Source organism: Mesomycoplasma ovipneumoniae (assembly GCF_035918255.1).
Classification (GTDB): Bacteria; Bacillota_I; Bacilli_A; order Mycoplasmatales; family Metamycoplasmataceae; genus Mesomycoplasma; species Mesomycoplasma ovipneumoniae_A.
This window is the reverse complement of record NZ_CP142136.1, coordinates 201,552-225,938: the sequence shown is the minus strand read 5'-3', so window position 1 is coordinate 225,938 and position 24,387 is coordinate 201,552. Positions and strand designations below refer to the sequence as shown.

The window sequence follows — 24,387 nt, the reverse complement described above, 5'->3', positions numbered from 1 at the left end:
ATAGAAATTGTAATATAATTTTTAGATATTTTATTAAATTATAATTTAAAGAGACTCAAAATGATTGAAATTAAGGATTTATCAAAAATTTTTGCTGATAAAGTTTTATTTCAAAATGTAAATTTAAAATTTACAGAAGGAAATACTTATGGAATTATCGGCGCAAATGGAGCCGGAAAATCAACTTTTTTAAAAATTTTAGCTGGCTTTATCGAACCTTCATCAGGATCAATTCAAACATCACAAAATCAAAGAATTTCGGTTTTATCACAAAATCACTATGAATTTGACGATTTTATTGTTACTGATGTTGTAATAATGGGAAACCAAAAATTATACGAAATTCAACAAGAAAAAGATCAAATTTATGCAAACCCGGATGCAACTGAGGCTGATTATAACCGCGCTGGAGAACTTGAAGAACAATTTGGACTTTTAGGTGGTTGAAGTGCTGAAAATGATGCTCAAATTTTACTTTCTGCACTTGAAATTCCTAAGGAATTTTGATACTCAAAAATGTCAGAATTAAAATCTTCCTATAAAGTCAAAGTACTTTTAGCAAAAGCCCTTTTTGGAAATCCTGATATTTTGATAATGGATGAGCCAACTAACCACTTAGATTTTAAAGCTATTAAATGACTTGAAGAATTTTTGATTAATTATAAAAATATTGTTCTGGTTGTTAGCCATGATAGCGATTTTTTGGATCAAGTTTGCACTCATACTGTTGATATTGATTATGGTGAAGTTAAAATTTTTACTGGAAACTATAGCTTTTGAAAACAATCTTCTGAGTTATTAAAAGAACTTCAAAAAAATGCTAATGCAAAAAAAGAAGAGCAAATTGCAAAATTAGAGGCATTTATAGCAAAATTCTCTGCAAATGCTTCTAAATCTGCCCAGGCAACTTCACGAAAAAAGTCCCTTGAGAAAATTCAGCTCGAGGAAATTAAACCTTCATCACGAAAATACCCTTACATTCGTTTTAATGTTTTTCCAAGACCTGGAAAACAAATATTAAATGTTGAAAATTTGAGTTATAAAAATCCTGAAACTGGCGAGTTTTTATTTAAAAATGTGTCTTTTACACTTTTACCAGGTCAAAAAATGGTAGTTTTTGTTGATGATGATTTGATAAAAACTAAATTACTTGACATTATTGCCGGAAAAGAAGCCCCAACTTCAGGAACAATTACTTGAGGCTCGACAATAAAATTTGATTATTTGCCAGCAAACACAGATGATTTTTTTAATTCAGATTTAGATTTAATTTCCTGAATTTCACAGTGGCCAATTTTTAACACACAAGATGAAAATAAAGACAATTCAACCCATAGAATGCGTGCTTTTTTAGGAAGGATGTTTTTTAGTGGTGATCAAGTTTTTAAAAAAGTCAATGTTACATCTGGTGGTGAAAAAGTTCGACTAATGTTTTCAAAAATGATGTTAAGTGAATCAAATTTTTTAATTTTTGACCAGCCACTTAATCATCTTGATTCTGAATCAATTGATTCTTTTATTGAAGGTTTAAAACTTTATGATTCAGGTGCAATTTTTACAACTTATAATCTTGCCTTAATAAGGGAAGTTGCAAATGCGATTTTGGATATTAAGCAAGATTCAGCTGTGTTTTTTCAAGGCACACTGGCTGAATATGAGAAAAAAATAGGAATTTAGTGTATAAAAGTATTTTTTTTAGCTTTTAAGTTTAATTTAGGAATATATTAAATGGTTTTTGATACTATTTGTGCGATTGCTTCAGGAGCAATAAATCAAGCAATTTCGATCATTAGAATTTCAGGACCAAACGCCTTTAAGATCATGGAAAAAATTTTTACCGGGAAAATTGGTAATTCCATGGAAATAACTTTTGGCTGGATTCATGATAATCAAACTAAAATTGATCAAGTTTTAGTTTTATGATTTGCTGGAAATAAAAATTTTGTTGGTGAAGAAACTGTAGAAATAAATGCGCACGGCGGAGTTTTAAATACAAATTTAATTCTTGAAACTATTTTAAAAACTAAACTCGCTAGACTTGCAAATCCTGGAGAGTTCAGTTTGCGTGCTTTTTTAAATGGGAAAATTGACTTAGTTAAAGCACAAGCAATTAATGATTTAATTCATGCTCAAGTTAAATCACAACACAATGTTGCTCTCAAACAGTTTTCTGGTGCAAGTTCAAATTTTATTAAAAAATTAATCCAACAAATCGAGGAAATTATCGGGACTATTGAGGTAAATATTGATTATCCCGAATATGATGATGTAGAAATTCTAACAAATCAGATTCTTATTCCTAAAATTGATGAATTAATAAAAAATTTTGATGAATTAATAAAAATAGCCGATAATTCAAGACTAATTTATGAAGGAATAAGGACATCTTTAATTGGCGAACCCAATAGCGGCAAGTCTTCGCTTCTAAATGTTTTAATTAACGAAAATAAGGCGATAATAAGTGAAATTCCTGGAACAACTCGCGATATTGTCGAAGGTAATTTTGTGATTGACAACTTGCTTTTTAAAGTTTTTGATACTGCCGGAATTAGAAAAACTAAACAAAAAATTGAGCAAATTGGAATTAATAAAACTTTTGAAAACATGGAAAAATCTGATTTGATTTTACATGTTATTGATGCAAGTCAAAAAAAATCTAAACATCTTGATTTAAGTGAAAAAATTAGCGAAAATCAAGTATATTTACAAGTCTATAACAAATCTGACCTAATTGAAAATAAGGGAGAATTTACTGATAAAATATTAATTAGTGCTAAAAACAAACAAATTGATAGCTTAATTGAAAAAATTAAAACTATTTTTGCCTTTTTGGGAAAAGAAAATCAATTTGTCGCTAATTCATTCCAAATTTCACAAATAGAACTGGCAAAAACAGCAATTTTCGAAGCTAAAAATAGTCTAGAATCTGGTTTCGGACCTGAAATTGCCATTGTAGATTTACGTAACGCTTGAAGAGAATTGCAAACTATTTTTGGCAGAACAGACGATGAAAACTTGCTTGATTCAATTTTTTCACGGTTTTGTCTAGGAAAATAATAAAAATTTCCCACTTTAGCATGATCATATGACAGCATTTTATCTTTAATAATGAATAAATGTACGCTAAATTCGATCACACGAGCAAATTTTTTTGCTAATTTAAAGCGTTAAAACCATTCTTTTATAAATATTTTGTGTAAAAATTAAAGTTTCTGTATCAAAATCAGACTTTTATATCGTGATATTTTAAGAAATTTTTGATACTAATTTATTATTATTCTAATTTATTTTTGCTTTTATAAGTTATAATTTTTAAAAGAAACAACCAAATTTATACTAGCAAGATTTTAAAAAATGCTATAAAAACAAAGGTTATTTTAAAAAAGAGAGGCAAAATGGATAAATTCATTCTTTTTGATATTGGTGGTACAAATATTAAAATGGGAATTATTGATAGTAACAATTTTTTTCACAAAACAAAAATTTTTAAAACCAATATCAGTTCAGTTCTAGAGGATTTAGAGGAAATTATCAACTCAATTTTAGAAAAGTCAGATTTTTCGAAAGACATAAAAGGAATCGCTATTGCTACAATGGGCGGAGTTGATGTTGAAAAAAAGAAAATTATTTTTGTAAATCATAAAACATTACCATATTTTGGCAGTGATTTTTCTATTTTAGAAAAAAAATTTAATTTGCCTGTTGTTGTCGAAAATGACGCAAATGCCGCTGCAATTTCAGAAAAATTTTATCACAAAAACCTAAAAAATTACGCAACAGTTACTTTAGGGACTGGTGTTGGAATTGGAATTGTCAAGGATGAATTAATTCGAGGTGAAAATTTTCTTGCTGGTGAATTTGGTTATCTAATTTATGATGGTCAACGGCTTGATGATTGACTTTCTTTTAGTTTGCTTGACAAAGAAATTAGTAAACTTTATAATATTAGAATTTCTGAATATGAAAAGTTTGATAATTTATACAAAAGTAACGTTAATTTTCAAAAAATGATTGATGACTATTTCCAAAAAGTTGTTGACTTTACCTATCAACTTGCAATTTTTCAAAATTTAGAAAAAATCTTTATTGGAGGCGGTTTTTCCTATATAAATAAGAAATACTTTGCAAAAATTCAGCAAAAATTCCTAAAAATGTTAGAACAAACTCCTTATAAATGCGAGCTTTTGATCGCAGAATCCAAAAATAATGCCGGTATGCTCGGTGCTTTTTACCTTTTAAGGCAAGAATTTAATCTTTAATAGATAAATTAACAAAAATTAACAAAAATAAAGAAAAATCCCGTTTTGAAAAAAATACGGGTTTTTTTATATATAATTATTTTATATACAAAAAATAGGAAAATCAATATAAAAGATTTTCTTATAAAAAGGAGACTAATATGGAAAAATATCATGGATTTTTCCCCGCTTTAATAAGTCCTTTTAATGAAAAAGGCGAACTTATGACTAAAAATCTTGAAGATATTCTTGATTTTTTAATTGATGTCCAAAAAGTTGACGGTCTTTATGTCACTGGATCAACAGGCGAATTTTTGTTAATGTCTGTTGAAGAGCGACAAAAAATTTATGAAATTGTAGCTAAAAAAGCAAAAAATAAGGTAACTTTAATTGCACAGATTGGAAGTTTAAATCTTGAAGAAGCAATTCAACTAGGAAAAAAAGCTAAAGAACTTGGTTTTGATGCAATCAGCGCAATCACACCTTTTTATTATAATTTTTCTTTTGATGAAATCAAAAACTACTACGAAGAAATTGCAAAAAACGTTGATTTACCGATGTTTATTTATTACTTGCCCCAACTTGCAGGCTCAAAAATTAACATTGAACAATTTGGTAGCATTTTAAATCTTAAAAATGTTATTGGCTGCAAATTTGGGTCAAACGACATCTTTTTGTTCGAAAGGCTAATCAAAACTTATCCAGAAAAAATTTGAATGTATGCTTTTGATGAAGCTTTTGGACTTGCTTACCTTTTAGGAGCTCGTGGATTTATCGGTTCAACTTATAATACAAACGCAATTAAAGCAAGAAAAATTCTTGATTTGGCAAAAAAAGGTGATTTACTAGCCTTTAAAAATGAAATTCATGTTTATAATGACTATATTCAATCACTTTTGGAAGTTGGACTAATGCAAACAATCAAAGCAATTATGCAACTTTATGGTGTTGATGCTGGTTATAATCGCCTTCCTTTTAAAAAAATTGACAGCAAAACACTGAATCAAAAGGCGCTTGAAATTAAGGAAAAATTTTTAGACTAGCTTCAACTTTTTTAAATTTTTAATTATAAAAAGTTGAGAAAGGGGGAAAATATGGAAGAAACTAAATCAAGTTTTTCAACAACTGATTGAATTATTTTAGCAATTTATATGCTTTCAATGCTATTGCTTGGATTATTTTTTTGGTACCAAGAAAAAAATAATAAGGAAAAAAGCACTGATTCTTATTTAGTAGCCAAGTCAATTAAAGTTCCATCAATTGTTATTGCTCTTTCAATTTGGGCTACCGGGCTTTCTTCACTTACATTTTTAGGTCTCCCCGGACTTGCTTTCAAAACAGGGTGAATGTGATCTGTCGGCCAAGTAGCAATAATTTTGATTAGCCCAGTTTTAATTAAATGAATTATCCCTTTTTATCGACAAATTACTGCAAATACAGCTTATGCTTATCTTGAAAGTCGTTATAATTATTTAATTCGGGCTTTAAGTGGCGGTTTGTTTGCTATTTTTCACATTTTTCGGATTGCAATTGTTTTATATATTCCTGCACTGACTTTGTCACTTTTTGTTGATTTAGACATTTATTTGATCATCGGAATTATGGCAATAGTCGTAATTTTAAACACTTTTTTAGGTGGTTTTAAAGGTGTTTTGTGAACTGATGCAATCCAAGGTCTCGTTTTACTTTTAGGAATTATTTGCATCCTCATTTTTGGTTTAGTTCAAACTGATTGAAGTAAAGACGGTATTTATCAGTCAGTTTTTAATGCAGATCAATGAAAAATAAGTGCCGCTAGTGGTGGTATGTTCCTTCTTTTTCTAGGAAAATATGTTGAAACTATTTTCTCTTATACAGCATCTCAAGATATTGTCCAAAGATATAAAACCTCAAAATTCATTTCAGGAACTAATAAAACTATCTATATTAACGCAATTTTAACTTTTATTACTATTTTTGTGTTTTATGGCGTTGGTTCTATGTTATATAGTTACTTTAAGTCCCAAGGATTTGATGTTGATGCCAAAAACGCAATTGACCAAATTGTTGGTCGCGAAGGCGCGGCAAATAATCAACTTCTTTCATTTTTCATCATAAAAGTCTTACCAACGGGACTTTCTGGTTTGATTATTGCCGCAGTTTTTGCCGCAAGTCAATCAACAATTTCATCTTCAATGAACTCGCTAGTTAATGTTATTGTTAGCGATTTTATTCAACCAATTCGTAAATTCAGGAAAAAAGCACCTATAAAAGACCGAATAATGTTGATTATTTCAAAAATTTTAATTACATTTTTCGGAATTCAAGGAATGTTAGTCGCTTTTCTTTTGACATATTCAGGACAAACTAATTTATTTGACCTTTTCCTTGCAATAGTTGGACTTTTTGGTGTGCCAATTGGTGCTGTTTATATGTTAGGAATTCTAACTCGAAGAACAAATTCTTTTGGCGCTGTTCTTGGAATTAGTGTTGCTTTTATTACTGCTTTATTTTTATGAATCTTTACAAACAAAAGACTTGTTCCCGAAAATTTAGTAATTCAATTTGCTAGCGAATATGTAGCGCTAATTTCCTTTTTCCTTACAATTATTTTTGGTTATTTTGGATCTCTAGTTTATACTTTCTTTAGTAAAAAAGAGAAAAACTTAACAAATTTAACAATTTGAACAAAAACACCTGAATTTGATCAGCTAATTGCCTTAGAAAAGCAAATTGCAAAAAATGATTCTAAGTTGCAAAAAGTTGCAAAAAAAGTTGCAAAAACTGTTCCAAATTTAATGCCAAAATGGTATCAAATTCTAATTTTTGGACATCCTAACTATAGAGAAAATGAGACAATCCAATCAAATCAAGAATTTTCTCAAATTCAAAAAGTTCAAGATAAAAAATTAGATGAATATGAAAAAATAAAAGAAAAATTAGCAAAAATCACTAATTAAAAGGTAAAAAAATGCGTCTTTTAAAAAATAGTTTTATTGTCTCATGTCAAGCGCTCGAAGATGAGCCGCTTTTTGGGGCAAAAATAATGCAAAAAATGATGAAAGCTGCGCTTTTAGGTGGGGCTGATGGTATTAGAACTTCACAAATTGACAATGTCAAAGATTTTTTTGAGTTAAACCAAAAAGTACCGTTAATTTCCTTAATTAAAAAAACATACACAAATTCAAGCGTTTTTATTACTCCAACTTTGAGTGAACTCAAAGAATTAATGCAATTTGACAACCAAATAATAGCAATTGATGCAACTTTGCGCGATAGACCGGCAGAAAATCTTGATGAAATTGTTGATTTTTTTCATAAAAATCGAAAAAAGAACCAATATTTACTTGCAGATTGTGCTGACTATGAAGATGTTGAAAATGCAATTAGATTAAAATTTGACTATGTTGCCCCAACTTTACGCGGTTATACAGAAGCAACAAAAAACCACAATAATATTGAAAATAATTACGAGTTTTTACGCTGAATGGTTCAAAAAGTGCGCAATACCGGTATAGAAGTTGTTGCTGAAGGTGGCTTTAATGAGCCTCAAAATGTAATTGATGCTTTTAAAATAGGCGCACATTCAGTCGTTGTTGGTTCGATGATAACTCGACCTTATGTTATCACTAAATTTTTTGTTGATAAAATTCGCAAAGAAATTAACTAAGAATTTAAACTCTATTTAAAAAAAAGCTTCTTGTTAATTAATTCAAGAAGCTTTTTTTTAATTTCATAAATTTTAGGCAGAAAATAATTTGTCTTGATTTTCTAAAAGAATATCGATAGTTCTTGCGATTGTGTCAGATTTACAACTGCCAATTTTTCTCGAGGCTACCTCAATTAAATCAGGAGTTGCATCTTGCATAGCAAAACCGTATCGGGCTAGTTTTATCATTTGAAAATCATTTGAACTATCGCCAAAAGCAACTAAATGGTCAGTTGTTAGATCATTTTTAACTAATAAATCTGAAATTGCACTTGCTTTATCAACGTTCAATGGGTTTATATCAAGAAAAATTCTGTTAGTTATTGTTACTTTATAATGATTTTCCAGTTTTTTAGACCATTTTTTATACAAATCTTTTATTAATTTTTCATCATTTCGAAAAGCAATTTGAGTTATGGGATCAGTTTCAATAATTTCTAAAATTTCAAAATTATTTACTTTAGTGTAATAATTCAAATCCATTATATGTTGATTTTTTAGCCAGTCATAACTTTTTTGCGAAGAATATTCAAAAAGACGATGTGGGGTAGAAAATGCACAAATTGAATTAGATTCTTGACAATCTTGAAATAAATCAAAGACAACTTGCTTTTTTAGTGTCCCGTTATTTATTGTTTTTTTAGTTGCAAGATCATAAACTAATGTTCCATTATTCGAAACTAGGTAGTGAAAATATGGATATTGTTTTGCTAAATCTATGCAGGCTGAAAGTCCTCTTCCAGTTGCAACAACCAAAATATGCCCTAATTCATAGAGTTTTTTTAGCATTTTAACATTTTCAGGGTGAATTGTATTGTCATAACGCAAAAGTGTGCCATCAAGATCAAAAGCAAAAAATAGTTTCATTTTAGTCCTTTTTAGATTTTAGTTGCGGGAATAAAATTACAGAGCGAATAGACACATTGTTTGTCAAAAGCATTACAAGACGATCAATTCCAATTCCACACCCAGCCGCAGGAGGCATTCCATGTTCAAGGGCTTGAACAAATTCATAGTCAATTTCACTAGCTTCATTATTTCCTTGTTCTTTTTCAGCCATTTGAGCACGAAAACGGCTTAGTTGGTCAATAGGGTCATTTAATTCGTCAAACATATTTGCAAATTCCTTTGTAGCAATAAACAGCTCGGCTCTGAGTGTGAAATTTGGATTTTTTGGATCAGATTTTGCCAGAGGCGAAATTTCAATAGGATGACCGGTTATAAAAGTTGGATTTATTAGTGTAGGTTCAACAAATTTTTCAAAAAATTCGTTAATTAAGTGTCCTTTTGTAAAAAAGGGCTCGATTTTTATAGCATTTTTTTTAGCTAATTCAACAAGTTCAGAAAAATTTGCACTTTTTAGATCAAAGCCCATTTTTTCAGAGGTAATTTGAACCATATCATATCGGGCAAATTTTTGTGAAAAATCAATTTTATTTTCACCATATGAGTGATCTGATTGATTTAATCCAAGTTCTTCAAACAAAAAACGAATTAAATTCTCAGTTTGATCCATTATCCTGTTTAAATCTGAATAGGCCTGGTAAAATTCAATTGAGGTAAATTCGGGATTATGAGTTGTATCAAAACCTTCATTACGAAAAATTTTGCCAATTTCATAAACAGCATCAATTCCGCCAACTAACAATTTTTTTAACGGCAATTCAGTTGCAATTCGTAAGTAAAAATTTTGACTTAATGAATTATAAAATGTTACAAACGGCTTAGCCGAAGCGCCACCTAAAACTGGTTGCAAAACAGGAGTGTCAACTTCTAAAAATCCTTGTAAGTCAAAAAACTTACGAATTAAGGAGATAATTTTGCTTCTAACAATAAAAGTTTGCCTTGATTTTTCATTTACTAATAAATCCAAATATCGCTTACGATATTTATCATCAGCATTTTCAATTCCATAATATTGATCAGGCAATGGGTGGAGTGATTTTGCTAAAATTGAAAAAGTTTCTGCTTTAAGACTTATTTGATTTGTTTTAGTTTTAAATAAATATCCAGAAATTTCAACTATGTCACCAAGGTCTAAATTTGAAAAAATAAACTGATTTTGTGTTTGAAAATCCTTATTTGCATACACTTGAAATTCTAATGATTGACTATAAATAATGAAAAACGGGGAGCGTTGGCGAATAAGACGACCTGCAAAAGCGACTTTAATTTGGTTTTCAACAAAAAAATCATGGTTTTTTTCTTGATATTGTTTAATTATTTCTTCCAAATTATCATGCAAGAAAATTGATTTTGGATAATTAAATCCTTTGGATTGTAAATTTTTAAGTTTTTCAAGGCGAAATTGTTGTTGGTCGTTTAATTTTGACATAGTCTTATTCCTTAAAACGTCAATTTAATTCTGAAACTATTTTCAGTATTTCTAAATTTTAAATAAAAATGAAGAAAATTTTAATTAGTCTTGATTTGGGGTAGAGTCTGAATTTTCTTCTTGATTTTGTTCAGGGTTTTGTTCAGGGTTTTGTTCAGGGGTTTTTTCTGATTTCTGTTCAAGATTTTCTTCTGATTTCTGTTCAGAATTTTGCTCTGAATTTTGTTGAAGATTTTCTGAATTTTCTTCAGGATCTGGGTCTACTGATAAAAGTTCATTCAAAATATCAGAAGGTTTTACAGCACTAGTTTGAACTGGGTCTGATTTTGGAAGCGGCTCAAGAGTTTCGGCTAGTTGTTGAATTTCTTCATAAACAATTGTCTCTTTTTCTAATAAAGTATCCTTGATTAATTCAAGTAAATCTAAATTATTTTTAATTGTCTCAGAAGCTTGTTTATAAGCATTAGAAATAATTTGGCGAATTTCAATGTCAATTTCATGCCCAACTTTTGAAGAAAATGATGTGTTTTTTATATAATCTCTTCCTAAAAATGGCGATGATTGATCTTGCTCATACTGAATTGGTCCAAGTGATGACATTCCAAGTTCGGTAACCATTTTACGGGCAATTTTTGTAGCTTTTTCAATATCATTACCAGCACCAGTAGAAATTTCTTGTTCGCCATATTTTATTTCTTCAGCTGCTCGACCACCCATAAATGCCGCAATTGTTGCTAAAAGTTCTGATTTTGTACTGTTATATTTTTCTTCTTCAGGAAGCATTAAATTATAACCACCGGTATTTCCGCGAGGAACAATTGTAATTTTTTGGACTTTTACTCCGGATCTTAATTTTAAACCAACAACGGCATGACCAGCTTCGTGATAAGCAACCATTATTCTTTCTTTTTCAGTTATTACGCGATTTTTCTTGGCAGGTCCACCAATTACTCGATCAATTGCCTCGTCAATTTGCTCACTTGTAATGACTTGAGTTTTTTCACGAACTGATAAAAGTGTTGCTTCATTTATAACATTTTCTAATTGGGCTCCTGAAAATCCAGGAGTTCTTTTGGCAATATTTGCAAGTGTGATATTTTTAGAAATTCTTTTGCCTTTTGCATGCAATCTTAAAATTTCTTCACGTTCTCTAACGTCAGGAAGTCCAACAATTATTGAACGGTCAAAACGACCTGGACGTAAGAGGGCTGGATCAAGAACATCGGTTCTATTTGTTGCTGCTATTACTAAAAGTCCGGTATTTTCAACCATACCGTCCATTTCAACTAGAAGTTGATTTAGTGTTTGTTCTCTTTCGTCATTACCCCCGCCAATTCCAGAACCACGGGAGCGTCCAATTGCATCAAGCTCATCAATAAAAATTATCGCCGGAGAGTCATTTCGTGCATCTCTAAATAATTCACGCACTCTTTTTGCTCCAACTCCAACATATAATTCCACAAAATTAGATGCAGAAATGAAGAAAAAAGGTACATTTGCCTCACCTGCGGTTGCTTTTGCAAGTAATGTTTTTCCTGTTCCCGGAGGACCTCCTAGCAAAATTCCACGTGGAATTTTTGCACCAGCGCTAGAATAACGCCCAGGATTTTTTAAGTAGTCGATAAATTCAGAAATTTCCTCTTTGGCCTCGACATTTCCTGCAACATCAGTGTATTTTTTATCAGATTTAATACGGATTGCTTGATTTTTCCCTGGATTGAAAAATCCTGAACCTCCTTGAGAATTTTTGTTCACACGGAAAAATAAAAAAGCAAATAATAAAACTGGTAAAAGTGCTGGGAGAAATGAGAGAATATATTGTAAAACTGTTGTAGATGGTCTATCGGCTGAAGAAAAAGAAGGCAAATAGATATTATTATCGGGTACTGTTGCGCCAATTGAATTATAAAGACTATTAAGAAGACTCTTTGTTGCATCTGTAAGATTTGTATAATTTGACGCAGCTGTTTTAACTGAAAGTGAAACTAATTCTGAATATGTTGTAATATTCGAATTTTGAAGTTGATTTTTAATCACGGGGCTAAGTTCAGCAGCACCAGATTGGAATTTTGTAATAACAGCAGGATTTGCTATTACCGAATAAGCAATTGCGTTTCCTCCTTCAGATTCAACTACACGAATTCGATAAGCATTAATATCAAAAATAATTGAGTAAAAGAAATTATTATCGGTTGTGCTTTGGGCATTTTTAATTAGCTGTTCTTCGAAATGAGATAAGCTTTTAACAGTAAGCCTGGGTTGCAAATAATAATACATAAGATAAGCAATTCCTGCTAAAGCCAAAATTAAAAGAACAATTCAACCGGCCGATGCTTTCCTTTTTTGTTTTACTTGCATGATTTTCCTTTCTAGTTCAACAAATCTTACTAAATTTTACTAGATTTTGCATATATTTTTAGTTTTTTTTTAATTATATAGTTATTTTTTTTTATTAAAAACGATCCATTGGGTGTTTTAGAACTAATAAAGTCAATTATTGAATTGATTTTTCCCTTTGATAATTTAATATTGTCAAAATTTTGGTGCAAATATAAAAAGATAATTTCTGGTTTTTTTCGAACTTTTTGGAAAAAATAAGCATGGTATTCTGTTTTTTTTCACTTTTCAAGAGTTTTATAATTTTTTTTTAGTTCTATTAATTTAAAAAAATTTGCAATGAAATGAACAGAAAAAGTAAAAAACAAAGAAAAAGTGCTTAATTTTTGTAATTTAAAGCGAATCGCGTTCCTTCTATATTTGTCTGTGAAATTTGAATCATCATCAAGATAAGGGATTTTTCTTTTTTTACAACTATTAAGAATTCTTTTTTTTGTGTAAAAATACAAAAGTGGTCTTGAGATTTGCATTCCAAAAAGGAAATTTTGTTTGCGAATTCCCCAAAATGTTACTAGCTTTTTTTGTTCTTTTTGCAAAAAAATTGTTTCAACAAAATCATTTCAGTGATGAGCTACAAGTAACTTAGTACATTTAAAATGTGTATAAACTCGGTAAAAAAACTCGTAACGAACCTTTCTTAAATTTGCCTGCAAATTTCCCGAAACAGAAAAACTATCAAAGGATAAAATTTTAAGCATTAAATTATATTTTTGGCAAAATTTTGCAACTAATAAAGTTTCAAAAATAGCCTGTGGCCTCAAATTATAATTGACATGAACAACAATTATATCTTTATTTTTATATTTGTCAAGCAAAAACATTGAATCAGAGCCGCCAGAAACTGCAATTAAAAATTTTTCTTTAGGCTTTGTTTTTGTTAGCATTAAATTTTTGAACCGTAGTCATAAAACTATTTGATAAATAAAAAATAAGAATGTCAGCAGCTTGGTCAATAACTTGTTTAACTTTAATTTTGGCTTGATTTTCAAAAGGACTAAGCACGTATTCTTTAGAATTTTCGGCACGGGAAATACCAATTTTAAGTCTTTTTATATCTTTAGTACCACATTTTTCAATAATATTTTCCATACCTCTCTGCCCGCCTGCGCTTCCTGTTGCTCTAATTAGTGCCTGGCCAATTTCAAAATTCATATCATCATAAACAATTATCACATCCAAAATATTAATTTTGTAAAATTGAACTAATTCAAAGACAAAATCACCTGATTTATTCATATATGTTGTTGGTTTTGCAAGAATAAAATCACTTGTTTTACAAAAAACGCCATTTTCAGTTTTTTGATCAAAGGTCAATCCGAGTTTTTCAGCTAACAAATCAAGAACTCAAAATCCAACATTATGTTTTGTTTGAGCATATTTTTCACCTGGATTACCAAGTCCAACAATTAGTTTCATCTTAATTTACCTTTGATTTTATAGCTTTTTTTGTTTTATTTTTTACTTCAGGAACTCTAATTGCTTCTTTATCACTAAGTTCCTCAATTATATCATCATATTCGGTTTCAGGCGAGAAATTATTAAAAAAAGTAAAAGGATCAATTGGCTTGCCTTCAAATATGAACTTATTTGTATCAAAAAATTCATTAATTTGCATCTCTAGAATTTCAATTGTTTGGTCGTCAAATTCAACAAAAGTTTTTGTAGTTTCTCAAGTATTTCTATCAATTTCAAAGGCAAGAATATTTTTTTTCTCATCAAAAACAACAGAAAAAATTCTTAAATCTTCAAATTCAGTATAGAAAAGTGAATAAAGTTTTTCGTAACCCGGATTTGTTGAATTTGAAATTTCTTTTGCGATTATTACTCGCTGTGGATCTGAAAGGTTTATTGGTTCTTGAGTTAAAGTTTTTTTATTTTTCATATGCATTTTGTGTTTGTAAAAATCTTTCAAGTATAATTTGAGCTGCTAATTTGTCAATAATTTTTTGCCTTTTTTTAAAGGACAAACCTGAGTCAATTAAAATTGAGTTGGCCTCCTTGGAAGAAAGTCGCTCATCTTGAAAAAAAAGTTGTATTTGATAGTGTTTTTTTATTAATTGGGCGAATTCTTCGACCATAATTGTTCTTGGAGAAATTTTACCTGATAAAGTTAAAGGATAACCTAAAACAAGAGTAGAAATAGAATATTGATCCAATCAAAAACCAATTCGCGCGATAACTCTTGCAAAATCATACCTATTAAAATTATATTGCTCAAGGGGTAGTGAAATTTTCCAATCTGAATCAGAAATTGCAAAGCCGCAAGACTTAACCCCTAAATCAAGTGCTAAAACTCTGGGTCTAATGCTCATAAAAGCTTAATTATATCGTCTTTTATAGGTTTTTTCTTGATTTTTGCCTGAGCTATTTTAGAATTTCCACCTCCTGCACCATCGTAAATTTCTAGAATTTTTTCAAGAATGATATTTGATTCTAAGTTAAAAGATGCAACTGTAATTAAATGATTTTCATCTTCGAGATTTGTAGCTAAAATAAATGTTGATTTTGGGTTTTTTTGCCTAAAAGTAGCTGCTGATTGTTTTAAGTTTTTGGAATTAAATTCTAAATCAATGTAAAACTTATTTTGGTTAATGTCAACAAAATTTTCTGAATTTAATTCTAATGACTGAGAGATGTCTTGATTTTTTAAGATTTTTTTATATTGTTCTTTAAGGTCTTCTTCAATTTTTGTCAAGTGCTCAAATTCTGAATCTAAATCAGTAAAACTTGGAAAATCAAAGGTAAAATCTTGACTAATTTTTGCAATTTTATTAACTAATGAAGTAATTTGAAACTTCAAAAGTTCAATATTTTGTTCTAAAAACTCAACATTTTTGGCAAAAGAACTAACAGCACGAATTCGGTAAATTCCTGAACCCTTAGTTTGGCATGATAAAATTGTGAATTTTTCTAATAATTTAGTGTTTTGAATATGAGTTCCACCGCATAAATCTGTTGTAATTCCAGGAAAAACCACAAGCCGAAGCGCATTAGGATCCATGTATTCTGATTCTTCTAATGTCATAATTGCATTTAGTTTTTGGGCTTTTTCTAGGTTTGTTACCAAATATTCACGCTGAACTTGTTGACTTATATATGAATTTACACGGTTTTCAACAGATTTTATTTCTTCTTTTGAAGGTTTTTGAGCACAAGGAAAGTCAAAAGTCAATCTTTCTTCGTTATTATCAGAACCAAGTTGTTTAATTTGAGGACCAAATTCTGCCCGAAGTGAAGCAAATAAAAGGTGAGTTGCCGAATGGTTTCGCTCTAATTTTAAGCGATTGTCTGAATTTAGTTCTAAAATTACCGGTAAATTTTTTGATAGTTCACCTTCAAAAACATGGACATTGTTTAAAAATTTATCCTTAAAAACATCAATAATTTCAATTTTTTTGCCATTTTGAATTATATATCCTTGATCATGTTTTTGACCACCTGCTGTTGCATAAAATGGAGTTTTTTCAAAAATTGCATATGAAATTTCACCTTCGTTACTTTGGTCAATTTCACTAAATTGATTTGCTAAAAAAGCAATTTTTGTTTCTGTTTTGTGAAATTCATAACCTATAAATTCTGAAATTTGTGATGTAACTTGATTTAAAGAATCAATAACCTTTCCCATGCCTTTTTTAATATTTGCCCGGGAAATTTGAGCGTGTTTTTCGCGATATTCTTCTAATGATTTAAGGTCAAAACTAATATTTTTTTCTTGAAGGATTTCCTGAGTTAGTTCAGGAGGAAAACCGTAAGTAACAAAAAGTTTAAAAACAATTTCTGGAGAAATTTGACCTTCAGTTTTTTTTATCTCATTTTCTAACAGTTCATGACCAATTTCAAGAGTTTTTATAAAATTTTTCTCTTCATGATAAATCACAGACTCAATTTTTTCGATGTCAAAATTAGAGTTTAGTGTTTTAGCCACAATTGGAACTAATTTGTGTAAAAACTCTTCTGAAATTCCTAATTTTTTCCCGTTTCAATAGGCTCTTCTGATTAAACGCCTAATTATATAGCCTCGGTGTAAATTTGATGGCATAACTCCATCATTTACTGCGGCACTTATTGCGCGAATGTGGTCAGCAATTAGTCTAAAACTTTTATTAATTTGTGCTTGTTTTGCATCTTTTTTAAAATAATTTTCAATATCGTATTTAAAATCAGTGTACTTTTGAATTTCTGCAATAATTGGCAAAAAAAGATCTGTGTCATAATTAGTTGGACCATTTTGCAAAATTGAGACGATTCTTTCAAAACCTGCACCAGTATCAATATTTTTTGACATTAATGGTGAATAATTTTGCGCACCGTCGTTATTAAATTCTGAAAAAACAATGTTTCAAATTTCAATAAAACGGTCATTTTCGATGTCATTTCTTATTAATTCATCACCACGAGCATCAAATTTTTCACCACGGTCAAAATAAATTTCGGTACATGGACCACAAGGACCTTGACCTAAGTCTCAAAAATTAGTTTTTTTTCCACCAGGAATGAGCCTATTTTCAGGAAAACCTAAACTTTTCCATTTATTTAAAGTCTCAAGATCACTATCATAATATGTTATATAAAGTTTTTCAGGGTCTAATTCTAATCATTTAGTCAAAAATTCAAAGGCAAAATCAATCGCTTCAAGTTTAAAATAGTCACCAATTGAAAAATTTCCTAACATTTCAAACAAAGTATGATGTCTTGAAGTTTGACCAACATTTTCAATATCATTAGTTCTTAGTGCTTTTTGCGAATTAACAAGTCGTTTTGAAGGTGGAATTTTTTTACCAATAAAATAATCTTTTAATGCCGCAACTCCTGAATTAATTCAAAGAAGCGAATCATCATTTTGGGGAACAAGGGGTTTAGATTCTATAAGAAGATGATTTTTTAGTTGAAAAAAATCAAATCAAAGTTGACGAACTTCATTAGCTGATAATTTTTTCATTTGTTATATCCTTATAATAATAATTTTACTTAATTTTTAGGATTTGTAAAATTTTATAATAAAATTTTATCTATGTTCCGTTTTTTTGTTAGTGAAAAACAAGAAAATTTTTTTATTCTTGATGATTTAAATTTAAATCATATTAAAGTTGTGCGAATTAAAAACGAAAATTTTATCTGTGTTTACAAAGGTGAATTTTATCTTACAAAATTAGTTCAAAATTCAAACAAAGCTGAAATTATTGAAAAACTTGAAATAAATAATGAACCTAAAAACAAGGTTATTTTAGCACTTGCAATTCTAAAGACAAAATCCTTTGAATTTGCAATTCAAAAGGCTGTTGAAATTGGAGTCAGTGAAATTTGACCGTTTTTTAGTAAAAATGTAAGTCAAAAATTAGAAGGAGACTTAAGAAAAAAATTAAAAAGATGAGAGCAAATTTGTCTCCACAGCGCACAACAGAGTTTTCGAAATTTGATTCCAAAAATAAATTTACCTATAAATTACAGTGATATTTTGAAAAATTCTAGTAATTTTAGTCAAAAATTAATCGCCTTTGAAGGCCAAAAAAACCAGACAAAAATAGACCAATCACAAAATGATACAATTATAATAATCGGTCCTGAAGGTGGTTTTGACCAATCAGAGATAGATTTAGCCCAAAAATTTGATTTTGAAGTTGTGTCTTTAGGCAAAAGAATTTTACGTTCTGAAACAGCCGCTATTTTTTTATTAAGCAAATGCATAAATGATTAATTTTTTAGCAAAAAAGTGGAAAAATCTTCGAAATTTAGCGGTTTTTTCTAAAATTTCGAAGATTTTTTATTTTAATGCTTTTTAGCAACCCTTTATCTTAATCTTTACTTTGTAAATTATAACGTAATTTTAATAAAAAATTGGAAAAACATTGTATAATTTATTAAAATTAAATTTAATTTTTTTTACTCCCGAAAAAACAAAAAATAGGAGATTTTATGAAAATAATATCAATTGGAACTAACCATGCCGGAACTTCATTTTTAAGAACCCTAAAAACTATTTACCCACAAGCAGAACTTGTCTCATATGATAGAAATACTGACATTTCTTTTTTAGGTTGCGGAATTGCACTTTGAGTTTCTGATGAATTTAGTGATCCATCTGGACTTTTTTATTCAAGTCCTGAACAATTAAAATCAATGGGAATCGATGTTCATTTACAGCATGATGTTCTCGAAATTGACCGTGAAAATAAAATTATTACCGTTAAAAATTTAGTTAGTGGCGAAATTTTTAAAGACAGCTATGATAAATTAGTTTTTGCCGGCGGAACTTGGCCGATTATTCCACCTTTTGAGGGGATTAATCTTGAAAACATTTTAGTTTCAAAAACATTTACTCACGCACAAGAAATTAAAGCAAAAGCTGTTGATCCAACAATTAAAAATGTAATTATTATCGGTGGTGGTTACATCGGTATTGAATTACTTGAAGCTTTTCACAAATATGGCAAAAAAACAACACTAATTGACATGCAAGATAGAATTATCCCTAATTATTTTGATAAGGAATTTACTCAAAAAATTGAGGATAAAATCGTTGAAGAAGGTATTAATTTACAATTTAATCAAAAAGTTGTTCGCTTTATTGCCGATGAAAGTGGAAAAAAAGTTGCTTTTGTTGAGACAGACAAAGGTAAATATGCTGCTGATTTAGTAATTTTAGCTATTGGATTTTCACCAAACACTAAAATCTTAACAGACGTTGAAAAAACTGCTAATGGTGCAGTCAAAGTTGATGAATTCCAACGTTGCTTAAGCGATAAAGATCTTTATGTAATTGGTGATTCAGCTTCAATGGTTCACAATGTAACTAAACAACACGCTCACATTGCACTTGCAACAAATGCCGTAAAATCAGGGATAGTTGCTGCCTTCCACATTGCAGGACGTGAAGATATTCCTTTCCCAGGTTATGTTGGAACAAATGCAATTTCTGTTTTTGGATTTAATTATGCCTCAACTGGATATTGTGAAAATGCTTGTCCAAAAATGGGCTTGGATAATGTTGGTGTTGAATATCTCGAGGACTGAGATCGCCCAGAATTTATGCAAAATAAATCTAAAGTATGAATCAAAATTGCTTATGACAAACCAAGTCTAAAATTAATTGGTGCTCAAATTGGTTCATATGGAAAAGAATATAACCACACTGAAGTAATTTATTTCCTTTCACTAGCAATTCAAAAAGGTCTAAAATTACCAGAAATTGCTCTTTCAGATTTTTACTTCTTGCCTCATTACAATAAGCCATTTAATTTTGTGATCCAAGTAATTTTAAATGCACTAGGCCTAAATTACAATAAAAAATAAAGTTTTTGCCTCAAAAATTGACTAAAAAAACCAGTTTTATCTGGTTTTTTTAGTTTTTTTAAAATTCAAGGCAAATTCTAATGCTAAATTTTTTAGTGTTTTTTCATAAGTAAGATTGACTGTCGTTTTTGAATAATATTTTGACTAAATTGTAATTTAGAATTAAAAATTACATCAAAATCTTCAAAATTATAGTCATAAGAATTGCTTGAAAAATTATGAATCACTTTAATAATTTCGTTTTTAATTTGGATGTTAAAAATTATTAGTCCTTTTTTATTATCAACAGTTTCGAATTTTATAGAATCACAAATTGCTTGATTATCTGGCAATCTAAAAAACTGGGTTTTTTGACGAAATTCATTAATTTTTGCTAAAAAATTAAAAATTTTAGCTTTGATTTCGTTAATTTCAAGAAGGCTAAAATCAAGACCATTAGTAAAATCAGTAGTTTTATTTGAATAAAAATCAAGAAATTTATTGGCCTGAAATGGAAAAGGTGGTTTTGTTGAATTTAAATTAAGATGACAATTTGAATAACTAGCGCCCGAAAAATCACACACTTTTGAAAAGCCAAACTCAGTTCCTGAACTTAAAAGAACTTTTCCTTGAACAAATAAAACCATCATTAATGCTTGACGGTAAGTTTCGATAAAGGCGTTTTTCGTTAGCCCTGAAGCAGTTGTTAAAATTTTGTCAGCCAAAGTAGGACCATCATATGAAGTTATATAAGAAACATTTATACTAATATCGTTTGCAAAAAGGTCATCTCTTCTACTTGAGTGAAAAAAATCGCCAAAATTAAAATCAAAAATACCACCTGGAATTAATGAGACATATGAAGCAAATTTTGAACTATTTTTTGACAAAATTAGACCTTTATCACCAGGAACATTAGATCCGCGAATGACATTAGAAAGCCCGTTATTTAAATAAGCAAAATTAAAATTATTAGAACGACTAGTTTTTTCCGTTCGATTTTTATGTTGTAAATCAGTTTTTTTACAAAATTTACCAAACAAGATAATGTTAGGATTTATTTTTTTCAGTTCAATACTTATAATTTCAAGCGATTTTTTATCAAAATACGAAGCTGCATCAAAGCGAAATCCATCAACTTTATAGTATTTAACAAAGAAAATAAGCGAGTCTAAAATTAACCTAAATGCCATTGGCTTTTGTGAATCAAGAGGCGGAAATTGGGAAGGAAAAGACAAAGCCTCATCGCGATAAAAATAACCTCGAGCAACATCATCTAAAATAGATTTTCGAAAAGTTTGACTAAAAGCAACATCAAGAATAATTCCGATATTTTTTTTATGAGCTGAGTCAATAAATGCCTTAAATTCTTTTATTTTTAAATACGGGTCAACCGGGTTTGACGAATAACTTGAATTAATTGAAAAAAAACCAAGTGGATCATAGCCCCAATTATAGTTTGTAAAATGACCTTTTCCTTGACCTTTTTTAAGAATTGAAATATTTTTTTGACTAAAAGTGTAACAAGAATGAACTGGCAATAATTGCAAAAAATTAAAATTTAAGTCAGACAGATAATCAAAAATTTTCTGATCTAGAGCCCCAAGAAAAGTTCCTGGATTTGCTATGTTTGAATTTTTTGAACTAAAATCACGAATATTTAATTCATAAATTAGCGCATCACTCAGCGGATTTTTGGTTTGAAATGATAATTCTAAAGGACTTGTGCCAGCTTGAGGTGAATAAATATCAATTAAATAACTTTTTGGAACTTCATTTTTAGTTCAATCAAAAGGACAAATGCTGTAAGAATAAGGGTCAAGCGCTTCGGTTATTTTTGAATCACGGTGCTCAATTAGTAAATTATAAAGATATCCGTGAAATTTTTCGTCAATTTCACAAAACCAAACATCAGATCGCTTTGTCATTGCGATTATTTCGGTTGGATTTGTGTCTTGAAAATTTTCATAAATTGCAAAGTGAACCCGCGTTGCATCAGGTGATCATAAATAAAATTCAAAACGGTTTGAATTAAAAATTAAGCCTAGCGGTCCTCAATACGATTCACCGCGCGAATTTTTTCTAATTAAAGCAGTATCATAATTAATAAACATATTTACTATAAAAACCCAAAAAAGTGCTAAAATAAACGATAAATCTAGAAGTTGTTATAATACTTATGTTGAAAAAATACAAAACTTCTATAAATGAGCTAAAAAAACATATTTTTAAATTATAACATAACAGCTAAAAATCATTTACTTTTAATTTTTTATTTTAAAAAAATTTAAACGTTGTATAATTATTTTAACCTTTATAAAATTAACATTTCAATAAAAGGTTGTCCTTGTGACGACTTTTTTGTTTTAAACCCAACAAACTTTATTGAAAACATTCGAAAAAAAGGAGATAATTTGAATTTAATACAAAGGTTAAAAAATGAATTTAATGATATTTTGTCAATTAATTTTGTTTTAGAAGACGGGCTGAACTATTTAAGAATTGTTACAAATTATAATTCGCTTGATCAAGTTGAAGAGATTTCTGTAAAAATTTCTGAATTTATTGATAAAATTGAGTCTAGTGAAAAAAATTTTATTTTAGAAGTGCTTTCAAGAGGGCAGGATTACCAAGATGAATAGGAAAAAAGAAAAAGTTACTAAAATTAACCCAAGAGATAATGCAAGATTAATTGTTCAATCAATTAAGGAGGTTGCTAAAAACAGCGAGTTATCGCTAGATAGAGTTGTTGATATTTTCCAAGAAGCTATTGAATTTGTTATATCACGAAAAATCGACCCTGACGCGCATATTGTAATTGAAGCTAATCTGGAAGATTCAAATTTTAAAGTTTTTAATACAAACGGAATTGTTGTTGAAGATACTTATTTTGATGAGCTGACAAATGAAGAAAAAATTAATGAATCTATTTCATTTATTTTAGTTTCTGATGCAAAAAAGGTCGACGAAAATGCACGTGTTGATGACATTTTTTCAATTGAACTTGACCTTACAGCTTTTGAACAATGACTTTTTACAGCAATCATGCATACTTTTAAACAAAAAATTTCTGAAATTGTTCGTAATAATGTTTTTAATAAATATTCTTTATTAAAAAATCAGGTTGTCTCTGCGACAATAACAAACAAAATTTCAGCTGGTTACATTTTTGAAATTGATGATGACAAAGTTTCTGCTTTTATGCCAAGTCATTATGCAACTGGAAATAATTTAAAAATTGGTTCACGTCATGAAGTTGTTATTGAAAATGTAACTAAAAATACAAAACAGTCTCAAGTTGTCGTTTCATCAAAATCAGTTCAACTTGTTAAGAAAAAAATAATTGATGCAATTCCTGAATTACAATCTAAATATCTTGAAATAGCTTCAATAGCGCGAATTCCTGGTGAAAAATGTAAGGTTGCAATCCGAAAAACTGATGATGCTGAAGCAAATGACATTTCAGAAATTGGCTCAGTTGTTGGCGAAACCGGTTCAAGAATTTTTGCAATTACCCAAGAACTTGATGGCGAAAAAATTGAAGTTATTAAATATGATGACAATATAATTCAATTCATTGTAAATGCAATGTCACCTTCAAAAGTTATTTGCGTAAAAGAGTTCAAAATAAGTCATAAATTACGGCGTTTTACCGTAGTTGTGCCTGATTTTCAACATAGTCTTGCTATTGGGAAAAACGGTTCAAATGTAAAATTAACAGCCGATTTAACTCGTAGTCAACTTCAAATTTTGCCTTATTCTGCAGTTCTAAAAGACAATAATTTCCAAATTGAGTGAAACGGAAATGTCAAAGATCATCAAGAACTAATCGATCTCAAAAACGAATATATGCAACGTCAACAAAGTCGCGCATATCAAAATAAGTGAAATTCATATAGTCGACCTAATAATAGTTTTGACTCAATTTTGCAGCAATTTGAATCTGATATTCTCGAACTTGAAAAACCTTATGGGGTTGAGAATGAATTTATACCTAGAAATAAAGTAAAATCTACTAAAATTCAGCCAGAAATTGCTAAACCCGCTAGTCCTTTGAAACAACCAGCAACTAAAAATAAACCTTCAAACAAAGGCGTTAATAAACAAGAAAATAAACCAAATTACTCAAATTATCAATCAGATTCAGTAGAAAATTCATATTCTTTTTCAAATGTAAATCAAAAAAAATTTTTTGATGCCGATTCTTTGTTTGATTCAGCCGTTAATGAAGCAATTAGCGAAAATGAATTAATCGACAAACAACATTTAGAAGAAGAAGAAGGTAAAAAACAAGACCAAAAAACTCCAAAAGTACAAGTTAATTCTCAAACCGAAGAAAACAGTGAATCATATATCGAAAATGAAAAACAGATTAAAAATTTCAAATCAGATGATGATCTTGTAAAATACACCGGTGTTGATGATATTGATATTGACGATTTTGACTTTTAAGGTAGCAA

General features: G+C 29.4%; 19 protein-coding genes. 10 read left to right on the top strand and 9 right to left on the bottom strand.

What is annotated here, in order from left to right:
* Nucleotides 1–60 precede the first annotated feature (60 nt).
* The 6 genes from U3G01_RS00905 to U3G01_RS00880 all read left to right on the top strand — a co-directional run bounded on the left by U3G01_RS00905 (nucleotide 61) and on the right by U3G01_RS00880 (nucleotide 7,887).
* Nucleotides 61–1,677 (top strand): ABC-F family ATP-binding cassette domain-containing protein, encoded by a 1,617-nt coding sequence (locus U3G01_RS00905; protein ID WP_069098248.1) that lies wholly within the window; start codon nucleotides 61–63, stop codon nucleotides 1,675–1,677.
* Nucleotides 1,678–1,728: 51 nt separating this feature from the next.
* Complete coding sequence (mnmE, locus tag U3G01_RS00900; RefSeq protein WP_255030810.1) at nucleotides 1,729–3,057, top strand: tRNA uridine-5-carboxymethylaminomethyl(34) synthesis GTPase MnmE; 1,329 nt, start codon at nucleotides 1,729–1,731, stop codon at nucleotides 3,055–3,057.
* A 338-nt stretch (nucleotides 3,058–3,395) separates the two neighbouring features.
* Nucleotides 3,396–4,259 (top strand): ROK family protein, encoded by an 864-nt coding sequence (locus U3G01_RS00895; RefSeq protein ID WP_255030808.1) that lies wholly within the window; start codon nucleotides 3,396–3,398, stop codon nucleotides 4,257–4,259.
* Nucleotides 4,260–4,399: 140 nt separating this feature from the next.
* Entirely contained in the window at nucleotides 4,400–5,281 is an 882-nt protein-coding gene (locus tag U3G01_RS00890; RefSeq protein ID WP_255030806.1) for an N-acetylneuraminate lyase, read from the top strand.
* Between the two features lie 51 nt (nucleotides 5,282–5,332).
* Nucleotides 5,333–7,177: a sodium:solute symporter family transporter gene (locus U3G01_RS00885; RefSeq protein WP_255030805.1), complete on the top strand. Its 1,845-nt coding sequence runs from the start codon at nucleotides 5,333–5,335 to the stop codon at nucleotides 7,175–7,177.
* A gap of 11 nt (nucleotides 7,178–7,188) precedes the next feature.
* Nucleotides 7,189–7,887 (top strand): N-acetylmannosamine-6-phosphate 2-epimerase, encoded by a 699-nt coding sequence (locus U3G01_RS00880; protein ID WP_255030804.1) that lies wholly within the window; start codon nucleotides 7,189–7,191, stop codon nucleotides 7,885–7,887.
* 72 nt (nucleotides 7,888–7,959) lie between these two features.
* On the opposite strand, the gene U3G01_RS00875 is transcribed toward U3G01_RS00880, so the two are convergent.
* From U3G01_RS00875 to alaS, 8 genes are all read right to left on the bottom strand, one after another.
* Nucleotides 7,960–8,793, bottom strand: coding sequence for a Cof-type HAD-IIB family hydrolase (locus tag U3G01_RS00875; RefSeq protein ID WP_255030803.1), 834 nt, complete (start codon nucleotides 8,791–8,793; stop codon nucleotides 7,960–7,962).
* Between the two features lies 1 nt (nucleotide 8,794).
* A complete protein-coding gene (gene lysS / locus U3G01_RS00870) occupies nucleotides 8,795–10,261 on the bottom strand; it encodes a lysine--tRNA ligase (protein WP_255030801.1) in 1,467 nt (488 codons plus the stop codon).
* Nucleotides 10,262–10,345: 84 nt separating this feature from the next.
* Complete coding sequence (ftsH, locus tag U3G01_RS00865; protein ID WP_326564851.1) at nucleotides 10,346–12,619, bottom strand: ATP-dependent zinc metalloprotease FtsH; 2,274 nt, start codon at nucleotides 12,617–12,619, stop codon at nucleotides 10,346–10,348.
* Nucleotides 12,620–12,648: 29 nt separating this feature from the next.
* Nucleotides 12,649–13,542 (bottom strand): tRNA lysidine(34) synthetase TilS, encoded by an 894-nt coding sequence (gene tilS / locus U3G01_RS00860; protein WP_255030797.1) that lies wholly within the window; start codon nucleotides 13,540–13,542, stop codon nucleotides 12,649–12,651.
* A complete protein-coding gene (gene pth, locus U3G01_RS00855) occupies nucleotides 13,520–14,074 on the bottom strand; it encodes an aminoacyl-tRNA hydrolase (protein ID WP_255030795.1) in 555 nt (184 codons plus the stop codon). Before pth ends, tilS begins: the two co-directional genes overlap by 23 nt.
* 1 nt (nucleotide 14,075) lies before the next feature.
* Complete coding sequence (locus U3G01_RS00850) at nucleotides 14,076–14,540, bottom strand: hypothetical protein (protein ID WP_255030794.1); 465 nt, start codon at nucleotides 14,538–14,540, stop codon at nucleotides 14,076–14,078.
* Nucleotides 14,530–14,970, bottom strand: a complete 441-nt coding sequence (ruvX, locus tag U3G01_RS00845; RefSeq protein ID WP_010321037.1) for a Holliday junction resolvase RuvX — start codon at nucleotides 14,968–14,970, stop codon at nucleotides 14,530–14,532. Before ruvX ends, U3G01_RS00850 begins: the two co-directional genes overlap by 11 nt.
* Entirely contained in the window at nucleotides 14,946–17,597 is a 2,652-nt protein-coding gene (gene alaS / locus U3G01_RS00840; protein ID WP_255030792.1) for an alanine--tRNA ligase, read from the bottom strand. The genes ruvX and alaS overlap by 25 nt, the downstream gene beginning before the upstream one ends.
* 72 nt (nucleotides 17,598–17,669) lie before the next feature.
* On the opposite strand from alaS, the gene U3G01_RS00835 reads away from it, so the two are divergent.
* Nucleotides 17,670–18,353, top strand: a complete 684-nt coding sequence (locus U3G01_RS00835; protein WP_255030791.1) for a 16S rRNA (uracil(1498)-N(3))-methyltransferase — start codon at nucleotides 17,670–17,672, stop codon at nucleotides 18,351–18,353.
* Between the two features lie 218 nt (nucleotides 18,354–18,571).
* Nucleotides 18,572–19,948: an FAD-dependent oxidoreductase gene (locus U3G01_RS00830; protein WP_010321034.1), complete on the top strand. Its 1,377-nt coding sequence runs from the start codon at nucleotides 18,572–18,574 to the stop codon at nucleotides 19,946–19,948.
* A 92-nt stretch (nucleotides 19,949–20,040) separates the two neighbouring features.
* On the opposite strand, the gene U3G01_RS00825 is transcribed toward U3G01_RS00830, so the two are convergent.
* Nucleotides 20,041–22,041: a pullulanase gene (locus tag U3G01_RS00825; RefSeq protein ID WP_255030783.1), complete on the bottom strand. Its 2,001-nt coding sequence runs from the start codon at nucleotides 22,039–22,041 to the stop codon at nucleotides 20,041–20,043.
* A 300-nt stretch (nucleotides 22,042–22,341) separates the two neighbouring features.
* On the opposite strand from U3G01_RS00825, the gene U3G01_RS00820 reads away from it, so the two are divergent.
* Nucleotides 22,342–22,569: a hypothetical protein gene (locus U3G01_RS00820; RefSeq protein ID WP_029513127.1), complete on the top strand. Its 228-nt coding sequence runs from the start codon at nucleotides 22,342–22,344 to the stop codon at nucleotides 22,567–22,569.
* Nucleotides 22,562–24,379: a transcription termination/antitermination protein NusA gene (nusA, locus tag U3G01_RS00815; protein ID WP_255030781.1), complete on the top strand. Its 1,818-nt coding sequence runs from the start codon at nucleotides 22,562–22,564 to the stop codon at nucleotides 24,377–24,379. Before U3G01_RS00820 ends, nusA begins: the two co-directional genes overlap by 8 nt.
* Nucleotides 24,380–24,387 lie beyond the last annotated feature (8 nt).